This is a genomic window from Mycobacterium sp. 1164985.4, assembly GCF_001668575.1.
Taxonomy (GTDB): Bacteria; Actinomycetota; Actinomycetes; order Mycobacteriales; family Mycobacteriaceae; genus Mycobacterium.
The window spans coordinates 1-12,914 of the sequence record NZ_LZMD01000112.1; the positions used below are offsets into that span (position 1 = coordinate 1).

Here is a 12,914-nt window from a genome sequence, read left to right on the forward strand (position 1 = left end):
GCATCCTGCCAGTAGGCCAGCTGGGCGGAGATGCGGCTGTCGGGATCATCGAGATCGCCGAGCTGATCACGCTGCCACAACGTGTAATCGACATACTGCACCGGCAACGGCGCCCACTCCGGTGCCCGGCCTGCGCACCGGGCGGCATACGCGGTCCCCAGATCAGCCACCAACGGGGCGACGGAGACCCCATCCGCAGCGATGTGATGCACCACCGCCACCAACACATGCTCGGCATCAGTGATGCAGAAAAGCCTGGCCCGCAACGGAATTTCGGCGGCCAGATCAAACGGCTGCCCCACCATCGCGTCGACGGCCTCATCCAGAAGATGGTCCGACCACCCGCCGGCGTCGGCGATGCCCCAATCGAAATCCACCCGATCCACAGGCACCACCACCTGCCGAGGAATCCCCCCAGGTGCCGGGAATAAAGTACGCAACGACTCGTGGCGGCCCACCACATCACCCAACGCCGCCCCCAACGCCGCCACATCCAGCGGACCCTCCAACCGCAACGCCACCGCCATGTTGTAAACCGCCGAAGGCCCCTGCAACTGATCGATGAACCACAACCGATGCTGACCAAACGACAACGGCACCACCGCCGGACGCTCACCAGCCACCAGCCGTGCCAACCCACCCCCGCCCGCACCGACCCGCAGCGCGAGCCCGGCCACCGTCGGCGCCTCAAACACCGCACGCACCCCAAGATCGACACCCACGCTGGTGTTGATCACCGCGACCAACCGCATCGCCGACAACGAATCCCCACCCAAATCGAAGAACGAGTCATCCACCCCGACCCGCTGCACCCCCAACACTTGAGCGTAGATACCGGTTAGGATCTCCTCGACCGCGCTTTCGGGCGCCCGGTAGCGATGATCGTCGGTGTAGTCCGGCGCCGGCAGCGCACGCTTGTCGAGCTTGCCGTTCGGAGTCAGCGGAAACGCCTCGAGCACCACCACCGCCGCAGGCACCATAAAACTCGGCAACCGCTCACCGAGTTGCGAGCGGATTCCAAGCGGGTCGGCGGTCCCGGTGACATAGCCGACCAAGCGCTTGTCGCCCGGGCGGTCCTCGCGGGCGATCACCACCGCCTGATCGACGCCATCGCAGCCGGCCAACACCGCCTGCACTTCGCCCAATTCGATGCGGTATCCGCGGATCTTGACCTGCTCATCAGCGCGGCCCACGTAGCGCAGTTGCCCATCCGGGCCCCACGCCACCAAATCGCCGCTGCGATACATCCGCTGCCCAGCACCGCCGAACGGACACGCCACGAACCGCGACGCGGTCAACCCCGCCCGGCCCACATAGCCGACACCGACCCCGGCACCGGCCACATACAACTCGCCCACCACCCCCGCCGGCACCGGACCCAACCGCCCATCGAGCACGAACAGCGCCGCCCCCGGCACCGGCCCGCCGATCGGCGCCACACCCGAACCCGCCTGCAGCGACGCACTCATCGCCGCATACACCGTGGCCTCGGTCGGGCCGTAGGCGTTGATCATCACCCGCCCCGGCGCCCACCGATCCACCAACTCTGGCGCGCACGGCTCACCACCGAGCACCAACGCCGTCGACTCCAACCCCTGCCGCGACAACAATCCCACCGCCGACGGGGTCTGGGTCAACACCCCGACGCGCTCGGCGACCAGCATGGCGTGGAAATCCTGCGGACTGGCCACCACCTCTTCGGGCACCACCACTAGGCGCCCGCCGTGCAGGAGCGCCCCCCAGATCTCCCACACCGAAAAGTCGAAGACATAGCGATGACACTGCGTCCACGCCTGCCCCGGCCCCACACCGGCCGATTCGCCGAACAGCCGACTGACATTGCCGTGGGTGATGGCCACCCCCTTGGGCACACCGGTGGTGCCCGAGGTGTAGATCACATACGCGATGTCATCGGCCGCCGGCGCGGCCAACGCGCTATCGGGTTGGGCCGCAATCGTCGGGTCCTCGACGTCGATCACCACCAGGTCGTGCCCATCCAGGCGCGCGCTCAACCCCGCGGTGGTCACCGCTGCGATCGGCGCGGCATCGGCGAGCACAAAACCGATCCGCGCCTCGGGATGCTCGGGATCGATCGGCACATACGCCGCCCCGGTCTTCAACACACCCAGCATCGCCACAATGGCCTCAGCTGACCGCGAAAACAGCAGCGCCACAGATTTTCCCGGACGCGCGCCCCGAGAAAGCAACATATGCGCCAACTGATTCGAGGCCTCATCAAGCTCCCGATACGTCACCGACCGGCCGCCACAGGTGATCGCCACCACATCCGCACAGCGCTCGACCTGGGCGGCGAACAGCACCGGAATCGACACCGGATCCGGTCCCGGCTCCACCAGCACCGCCTGTTGGCCCCATTGCTGCAACCGCGCGCGCTCCGGCTCGCTCATCAGATCAATCGACGACAACCGCCGACCCGCGTCGGCGGCCATCGCCACCAACACCCGCTCTAACCGCTCGATCAACACCGCGATACTGGCCGCATCAAACACATCGGTGCGGAACTCCACCGCACCACCGATCCCGGCGGGCTCACCAGTGTCGCTTGATCTTTCGATTAGTGAGATAGCTAAATCCATACGGGCAGTGCGCGTATCGACCGGTAGCGGACTGATCTGCACGTCGTCGCCCAGATTTAAGCGCGCCGCTGATTCAGCATGCCGCCCCGTGAAGTTCTGCCAGGCCAACGACACCTGCACGAGCGGATGATGCGCCAGCGATCTGGTCGGGTTGAGCCGCTCCACCAACACTTCAAAGGGCACATCCTGATGCTCGAAGGCGGCCAGACTACGAGCGCGCACCTGCCCCAATACATCGCTGACCGAAGGATCACCGTCCAGCTCGACCCGCAACACCAGCGTGTTGACGAACGACCCCACCGGTGCATCTAGCGCTGGGTCATCACGTCCTGCGATCGGAAAGCCCACTGCCACATCAGGACTGGCGCTGAGCTTGCCCAGCAACACCGCCAGCGCGGCCTGCACCACCATGAAGCTGGTCGCATTGTGTTCACGCGCCACCCGCACTACCTGCTGATGCAACGGCGCGGGCCACTCCACAGCCAGACTGGCCCCGCGGTGATCTGCCACCGCCGGATAGGGCCGATCGGTGGGCAGATTCAACCGCTCGGGCAACCCAGCCAGGGTCTGCTCCCAGAACGAGAGCTGTGTTCCGATCCGGCTCCGAGGATCCTCGAGATCACCGAGCTGGGCGCGCTGCCACAACGTGTAATCGATGTACTGCACCGGCAACGGCGCCCACTCCGGCGCCTGCCCCGCGCACCGCGCACCGTAAGCCACCCCCAGATCAGCCACCAGCCGCGTGATCGACCACCCATCAGCCGCGATATGGTGCACCACCGCCACCAATAGATACTCATCGTCATGGACACGAAACAGTCTGGTGCGCAACGGAATCTGAGAGGCTAGATCGAACGGGTGCCGTGCTACCTCGCCGACGGCCTCCTGGAGACGGGCTTCCGTCCAGCCGTCCGCATCCACGATGGCCCAGCCGAAGTCGCCCCGCTCGACCGGCACGACCAGCTGTTGGGCAATCCCATCCCGCGCGACGAACAGCGTGCGTAGGCTCTCATGGCGGCCCACGACATCGATCAGAGCCGCTCCTAACGCCTCGACGTTCAGGGGTCCAGTGAGCCGCAGGGCAATCGCCATGTTGTAAACCGCGGAGGGGCCCTGCAACTGATCGAGGAACCACAACCGGCTCTGGGCGAACGACAGCGGCACCACTGTCGGGCGCTCCACCGCCATCAGCGGTCCCGGGCGGCGGTCATTGGTACCGATCCGTGGCGCCAACCTCGCAACCGTGGGCGCGTCGAACACATCGCGCACCGTGAGATCCGCATCCAGACCCTTGTTGATGGCGGCGACGAGCCGCATCGCCAGCAGCGAGTCTCCGCCCAAGTCGAAGAACGAGTCATCGACACCCGGTCGTTTCACAGCCAGCACGTGGGCAAAGATCCCGGTTAGAAGCTCCTCAACAGCATTGCGTGGAGCGCGATACCGGTCGATATCGGTGTATTCGGGGACCGGTAACGCCCGCTTGTCGAGCTTGCCGTTGACCGTAAGCGGCAACGCCTCCAACGCCACCACCGCGCTGGGAACCATATAGCTCGGGAGTCGCTGCGCCAGCGTCGTGCGCACCACGGCCGGATTCGCCGTGCCAGTGATGTAGCCGATCAGGCGTTTGGCGCCTTCGCGGTCCCCACGGGCGACCGCCACCGCCTGATCAACCCCTTCACAGCCGACCAACGCTGCTTCCAATTCACCGAGTTCAATGCGATAACCGCGGATCTTGACCTGCTGGTCGGCACGACCGAGGTAGCGCAGCTGACCGTCGGATTCCCAGCGCACGAGGTCACCGGTGCGATACATCCGGGAACCCGGCGGCCCGTACGAACACGCCACGAATCGCGACCCGCTCAAGCCGGGCCGACGCCAATACCCCAGGCCCACACCGGCACCGGCCACATACAGCTCACCCACCACACCGAAGGGTGCTCGACGCAGCCAATTGTCCAACACGAAGAACGCCGCCCCCGGAACCGGCGCACCGATCGGCACCACTTTCGAATCTGCGGTAAGCGGCGTACTCAACGCCACCCACATCGTTGTCTCGGTCGGGCCGTACTCATTGATCATCACCCGGCCCCGTGCCCAGCGATCCACGAGCTCAGCCGGACAAACCTCCCCACCCACCAGAAGCGTCAAGGCATCCAGCCCCTCCGGGGACAGCATCACCGCGGCCGAGGGGGTCTGACACAAGACATCGACCTGCTCATCGATCAACAAGGCCCGCAACGCCTCCGGAGACGCCGCCACCTGCTCCGGCACCACAACGAGCTGCGCCCCGCGTAGCAGAGCACAGAAGATCTCCCAGCCAGAGATATCGAAACTGTAGGAGTGCCACTGTGTCCAGACCCGTTGTGGTGCCGCTAGATCCGGATCCAGCCCCTGGATCAGCTGGGTGACATTGTGGTGCGTTACGGCCACGCCTTTCGGAGTTCCGGTGGTGCCCGACGTGTAGATCAGGTATGCCACGTCGTCTGGGGCCGGCGTCGTCGGCAAGGGGGTGCTGGGTGCGGTTCCCTCGGACAAGTCGGCTATGTCGAGGACCGGCAGATCTTGCTTAACCAGACGTGACAGCAGACCCGCCGTGGCCACTGCCGCAATCGGATCCGCGTCGGCGAGCATCGCCTCGATCCGCGCATCCGGATGCGCCGGATCGATCGGCACATAGGCCGCGCCCGTCTTCAGGATTCCGATGATCGCAACGATGGCTTCAGCGGAACGCTCCGCCAACAACGCCACCCGGTCGCCCGGACCGCATCCCTGGGCAATCAGGCTGTGCGCCAGTCGATTTGTAGCACAGTCCACCTCGCAGTAACTCCACGACCGCTCCCCGGCCTTGATCGCTACCGCTTCGGGGGTGCGCTTCACTTGTGCGGCGAAGAGCGCGGGGATCGAGAACCTCGGCTGTATCGGGCGAGCCAGCGCCGCCCGGTTACCGAGGTCATCCAGGCGGGCGTGCTCGATATCTTCGAGCACATCGATCGACGACAACCGCCGCGAGAGGTCGGCGGTCATCGCGCTCAATACCGACAGCATGCGTTCGATCAGCGCCTCGATGCTGGGTGCATCGAACACCTCTGTGTCGTATTCGACGCGAAGGCTGAGTTCCCGGCCCGGCGCAGCTGACACCGTGAGCGGGTAATGGTTGTACTCGCGGTGGCTGATCTCCGTGATCGTCAGATCGTGATCGTCGGACAGCGCAGTGGTGTCGATCGGATAGTTCTCGAAGATGAAAAGCGCGTCGAACAGTTGGTCAAGACCGGTGAGACGGTGAATTTCATTGAGCGACAGGTGCTGATGCTCCAGTGTTCGATGGTGGCCCGCCTGTAGTTGCTCGAGCAACTCGGCGGCCGTGGTGGCCGCGGTGAGGGTCGCGCGCACCGGCACGGTGTTGATAAGCAGACCGACCATCGATTCCGCATCGGGCAGTTCGGCCGGACGCCCGGACACCGCGGTGCCGAACACCACATCTCGCTGGCCGGTCAGCGAGCACAACAACTGCGCGAAGGCAGCCTGCAACACGGTGTTGAGTGTGGTGCGGTGCGCCCGGGCCAGCTCAACCAGCTTCCGGGTGGCTTCTTCAGAGAGATGGTGCGACGCCGCCGCTCGCCGTCCTCGACCCAGCCGGTCGATTGCACCCACCACGGTGGGCGTGTCGAACCCGTACAAGACCTCGCTCCAGGCCGCTCGGGCGGCGGCGATGTCCCGGTCGTACAGCCAGCTGACGTAACTGCGATAGCGACCCGGCGCCGGCATCGGATGACCGTGATAGCTGGCGATGATTTCGTGCAGCAGGATCGGCATCGACCAACCATCCACAACGATGTGATGATTGGTCAGCACCAACCGGTGCCGTCCTTCGGTGATGCGCACCAGCGCTGCCCGAAACATCGACTGGTCGACGATATCCGCCACCGCCGCACGCTCATTCACGCATAGCGCCTCGATACGCTCCTCGACATCAGTGCTGCTGAGACTCAAATCGATGTATTGCCAGGGTATTTCTGGATCAGTCTCGATCACCTGGACCGGCTCGTCGAACTCTGAACAAAACCGGGCCAACAGATGTGGATGCCGGCAGATCACGGCGTGCACCGCATCGTGCAGGCTATGTACATCCAGCGGTCCAGTGATGGTTATCTCCAGCTGCACCGCATACACATCATCGGTGTGGGCGACGCCCGCGTGAAACAGCAATCCTTGCTGCAGCGGTGTCAGCGGCAGCACATCGGCCACACGGTATCGCTGCTGCAGCCCGTCGAGTTCATGTCGACTCAGTCGGGCGGGAGCGAAATCCGATGGGGTCCATCCGCCTCCACCGGCACGTACATGCGCGCAGATTCCGGTTAAGGCCTCGAACCACAACCGACTCAATCGGTCCATCTGCCCGTGATCGAGCACCGATTGTGCCCACGTCCAGTTGGCATACAACTGCGGGCCGTCTTCCGTGTCGACCGTCAGCGCGTTGAGTTCCATGGTGTGGGCCAACGGCATGGATATCGCCGTCGCCGCACCCGTCAGCTCTAAGCCCTCCGGCAAAATCCGCCACCGCCCACCGGTATCCGCCCCGGCGGCTGCGCCCAACCGGCCCAGATAGTTGAACCCGATGGCCGGATCCGGGGCGCCGAGATCGACATCGGGGTTCAGGTACCGCAGCAGTCCGTACGTCAGACCGTTCGGCTGGACGCGCAACCCTTCCTTGGAGTCCTTGATGACCGGTCCCAGCCCGGACCCTCCGGTGGTCACCTGAGTCCAGTCCAGTTCGCCGACGCCCAACGCCACCGGGTACTTGGTGGTGAACCAGCCGACCGTGCGCGATAAGTCCGTTCCGGGACCGAGTTCGTCATGTCGGCCGTGGCCCTCGACGTCAATTGTGACCGGCACACCGACAGAGCCGAGGAACTCATTGACGGCCAATCCGAATGCGATCAACAGGATGTCTTGAACACCAACATGAAACGCCGCCGGAACCTCACCGAGGAGGCTACTAGTCGTTTCGATGTCCAACTGCACCGACAATCGCGCGGCTGTGTCGAGGGTGTCCACCGCAGGCTGCGCCGGCGGCAGCATGACCGGGACCGCCGCCACCTGCCGCCACGCATCAGCCTTGGCCACCACTTCGGGGGCGCTGGCGTACTCCACCAGCAAAGCCGACCACCGGGTGAACGACGTCCCGCCGACCGGCAACGAAATCGGCCGCCCAGCATGATGTTGGGACCAAGCAATGTTGAGGTCTTCCAACAGGATTCGCCATGACACACCATCGATCGCCAGATGGTGGACAACCAACAAGAGTTGGTCGGTGGAGGTCACCCAGACCGCCGCAACCATCGTCCCGGCGGCCGGCTTCAACCGCGACCGCGCCGCCGCCACTACACGATCGTCGAGCGCGTCCACGGTGTGCAAACAGGCACGCGCCTGCACCGACCCGACCTCGCGCACATATAGCGACCATCCCCCGGCGTCGTTGTCGGCGCGCAGCCGCAACATTGCATGCCGGTCCAGCAGCGCTTGCAAGATCACCACCACATCGGCTTCACTGACGCCGAATGGGGCCTGAAACACCATCGTCTGGTTGAACTCGTCGACCGGCCCGTCCACACTCGCGAGCCAGCGCATGATTGGCGTAGCAGCCAGCGGGCCGAGACCTTCATCGGTAACACCGTTTTCGCGGTCGGACCCCGGGGCGATCCTGGCCACCTTGGCCAGGCGGGCCACTGTCTGCTCGACGAACACATCGCGCGGACGACATACCAGGCCCGCTGCTCGGGCCCGCGAGGCTACCTGCATCGACAAGATGCTGTCGCCGCCGAGTTCGAAGAACGACTCGTCGACACCGACCCGCGCCAACCCCAGCACCTCGGCGTAAATACCGACCAGAATCTGTTCGATCGTGCTTTCCGGGGCACGGTACCGATCAACGTCTGAGTGTTCCGGCGCCGGAAGCGCTCGAATATCGAGTTTGCCGTTCGGGGTCAGGGGTAAATGATCCAGCACCACCACCGCCGTCGGCACCATGAAGCGGGGTAGCCGCTCACCGAGCTGCTCGCGGGCGATGGTCGGGTCCGCGGCGCCGGTGACATAGCCGACCAAGCGCTTGTCGCCCGGGCGGTCCTCGCGGGCGATCACGACCGCTTGCTCCACGCCGTCAACGGCGTTCAGCGCCGCCTGCACCTCACCCAACTCAATGCGGTACCCGCGGATCTTGACCTGCTCATCAGCCCTGCCCACATAGCGCAACTGCCCATCAGCACCCCAGGACACCAGATCCCCGGTGCGATACATCCGCGTTCCAGGTGGGCCCAGCGGGCATGCCACAAACCGTGAGCCCGTGAAACCGACCCTTCGCCAATACCCGTCGGCTACACCTGTTCCGGCCACATACAATTCGCCCACCACCCTGGTGGGAGCCGGGCGCAACCAATGGTCGAGGACGTAGAAAGCCAAGTGCGCGAGGGGGTTCCCGATCGGGCTCAGCACCCTTTCGACGTCGTTGGCGAGAATCTCTCGTACCGACGCATGCACCGTGGTCTCGGTGATCCCATACATGTTCAGCAGACGAGGCGCGCCTGGATGTCGGCTCAGCCACGCCTGCAGGCGAGCGGGTTCCAGTGCCTCACCACCGAATATCACCGTCTGCAACGTGAGCCGAGCTGCCAATTCGGGGGCCAACTCGTCGGCGGCCTGCAGGGCGTAGAAAGCGGAGGGTGTCTGGCTCAAAACGCTGACCCGCTCCTGGATCAACAGCGCCAGAAAGTCCTCGGGGGAGCGGGCCACTTCATCGGGGACCACCACCAGCCGGCCCCCGCTCAGCAGCGCCCCGAAAATCTCCCACACCGAGAAGTCGAATGCCAGCGAATGGAAGTGTGACCACACCTGGGCGGGCGATACCTCAGCCCACAACGCATCCAGCATCCGCGTGACGTTGCGGTGCGCGACCGCGACCCCCTTGGGGGTTCCCGTGGTCCCCGAGGTGTAGATCAGGTAGGCGGTATCGTCAGGCGCCGGCGCCGGGAAAACGCTGCCGATTCCGGTGGGCGCAGGATCGTCGACGTCCAGGATCAAGAATTCGTATCGGCCGGCCAGTCGTGAGCGCTGGTCCGTAGTGGTGATCGCTGCCGCGGGCGTGGCGTCGGCGAGTATGAATTCGATCCGGGCGTCCGGGTGCACCGGGTCGATCGGAACGTAGGCCGCCCCTGACTTCAAAACTGCCAGTATCGCGATGACGGCCTCGGCTGAGCGCTCCATCAGGACCACCACGCGCTCGCCGGGACCCACGCCGTGACCAATTAGCAGATGTGCCAATCGATTCGACGCTTCATCTAGCTGGCGATAGGTCACCGAACGCCCGGCGTGGATGATTGCGACCGCCTCAGGACTGCGGATGACCTGCCTTACAAACAGAGTCGTTATCGACTGCACAATGGGTGTCGGCGCGGTCAGCACCGCGTGGTTGCCTGCGCCATCGAGGTGGATGTGTTCGCGTTCGTCGAGCAGATCTATCGACGACAACCGCCGCGACACGTCTGCGGTGACCGCTTTCAGCACTCGCTCGAAGCGTCCAAAAAGCACCTCGATATCGGCAGAGTCGAAAACCTCGGTGTCGTATTCGATGCGGAGGCTCAGTTCTTGCCCGGGCGCGGCCGCCACCGTCAATGGGTAGTGGTTGTACTCACGAGTCTCGAACTTGGTGATGGCCAACTTGTGCTCACCGGCCATTGCATCGATGTCGATGGGGTAGTTCTCGTAGACGAACAGGGTGTCGAACAGCTGGTCGTGGCCGGTGAGCCGGTGGATCTCCGGCAGCGCCAGGTGCTGGTGTTCGAGGGTGTGGTGGTGGGCGGACTGCAGCTGTTCGAGCAACTCCGACGCGGTTGTGGATGCGGTGAGCGTGGCGCGCACCGGCACGGTGTTGATCAGCAGGCCGACTATCGACTCCGAACCGGTCAACTCGGGCGGCCTACCCGAGACCGCTGTGCCGAACACGACGTCCAGCTGGCCGGTCAGCAAGCTCACCAGTTGCGCCCATGCGGCTTGGAGCACCGTATTGACTGTGGTCTGGCGCATTCGTGCCAATTCACGCAGCGATTGCGTGATCTGCTCGCAGAGTCGTTGGCTGACAATGCCTCTGGCGCCCACACCCACTCGGTCCCGCGGTGCTATCAGGGTGGGGGTGTCGAACCCTGCCAGCACCTGAGCCCAGGCCGCACGGGCGGCGTCGACGTCTCGCTCGGCGAGCCAGCTGACAATTCGCCGGTAGGGAACGGGTGGGGGCAGCGGCTGACGGTAGTAGCCGGCGATGATCTCCTGCAGCAGGATCGGCAGCGACCAGCCATCCATCACGATGTGATGGACGGTCAGCAGAAACCGGTGCCGGTCAGAGCCGGTGCGGAGAACCACGGCTCGCAACGTCCGCTGGTCGGTCAGGTCGCAGACGGCGATACGCTCACTAGCACACAGCGCATCGACGCGCTCATCGACGTCTTCGGTGGCGGCGGTCAAATCCTCGTATCGCCAAGGTAATTCAGGATCGGCTTCGATGACCTGCACCGGTTGGTCGAACCGATCGCAGAACCGCGCCTCGAGGTGTGGGTGGCGACCGACCACCTCGCGTAGCGCATCCCTCAGACGATGCGCGTCAAGCGGTCCGGAAATGGTGATCTGCAGCTGCAAGGCGTAGATGTCATCGTCCGGCTCTCGTGCGCTGCCGGCGTGGAACAGCAGGCCCTGTTGTAGTGGGGTCAGCGGCAGCACATCGGCGACGGTGTACTGCTGTTGTAGTTCGTCGAGTTGCGGTTGGCTGAGCCGGGCCGGGGCGATGTCTGAGGGGCTCAGTCCGCCTCCTCCGGCGCGCACCAGCGCACAGATCCCGGCCAATGCCTCAAACCACAACCGGCTCAACCGATCCACCTGGGCCTGTTCGAGCGCCGATGGCGCCCAGGTCCAGTTCGCATGCAACCGGGGACCGGTGTCGGTGTCGGCGGTGACGGCGTTGAGTTCCACCGTATGGGTCAGCGGCATCGCAATCGCCGCGGTGGCACTGGTCAGAGCCAGGCCGTCGGGGCTGACGCGCCACAGCTCTTCGGACAGTTCGTTGGCGCCCGCGCCCAACCGGCCCAGATAGTTGAACCCGATCACCGGATCGGTTCCGGTCACATCGACGTCGGGGTTCAGATAGCGCAACAACCCGTAAGTCAGAGAATCGGGCAGCGCGCGCAATTGCTCCTTGACGTCTTTGACCACCGCGCCCAACGCGGGCCCACCGGCGATCACCTGCGCCCAATCCAGCTCACCAACACTGACCGCGACCGGGTAGACGGTGGTGAACCAGCCCACCGTGCGGGTCAGATCCACCCCATCGGCTATCTCCTCGTGGCGGCCGTGACCCTCCACATCGATACCGACCGGCGCGCCGCCGCTGCCCCACAGCTGCGCACACGCCAACCCGAACGCGACCAGCAAGATGTCTTGCACCCCGGCATGAAACGCCGTGGGCACCTCACCGAGCAGCATCCGCGTCGTGTCGGCATCCAGCTGCACCGACAACCGCCCCGCACTGGCGAAGGTATCGACCGCCGGCTGCACCGCCGGCAACAGCGCCGGGACCGACGTCACCTGCCGCCACGCCTCGGCCTGGGCCACCACCTCGCGGGCATGGGCGTACTCGGCCAACACCGTCGACCACCGCGCAAACGACGTCCCGCCCGACGGCAGTGCGATCGACTGCCCACCGTGGTGCTGGGCCCACGCAATGTTGAGATCCTCCAACAGGATCCGCCACGACACCCCATCGACAGCCAAATGGTGAACGATCACCGCCAACTGCCCCGTCGAGCCGGCCCACACCGCGGCCAGCATCACCCCCGCGGCCGGGTTCAACCGCGACCGCGCCCCCACCAGCGCCGCCTCGGACAACACCTCCACCACCTGCAGGCAATCGGACGCCCGCACCGACCCCGCCTCGGGCACACGCAACGTCGACCTGCCCGCACCGTCCTCATCGACGCGGCACCGCAACATCGCGTGTCGATCCAGCAGCGCCTGCACCACCACCACCACATCGGCCTCGCTCACCCCGGCCGGGGCTTGCACCACCATCGTCTGGTTGTACTGCTCGACCGGGCCATCCACGTCTTGCAGCCAACGCAGGATCGGGGTGGCCACGACCGTCCCGAGGCCGTCGTCGACAGGGCCATCAGCACTATCTGCGACCTCCACGACCCGGGCAAGGCGGGCCACGGTCTGCTCGGTGAAGATGTCCGGAGGCCGACACACGATCCCGGCCGCGCGCGCCCGCGACACCACCTG

General features: G+C 65.1%; 1 protein-coding gene. It reads right to left on the bottom strand.

All coding sequences use genetic code 11. From position 1 onward, the window contains the following. Positions 1 to 12,914: non-ribosomal peptide synthetase (locus A5650_RS27720; RefSeq protein WP_156744341.1), on the bottom strand; the 12,914-nt coding region annotated here is incomplete at both ends.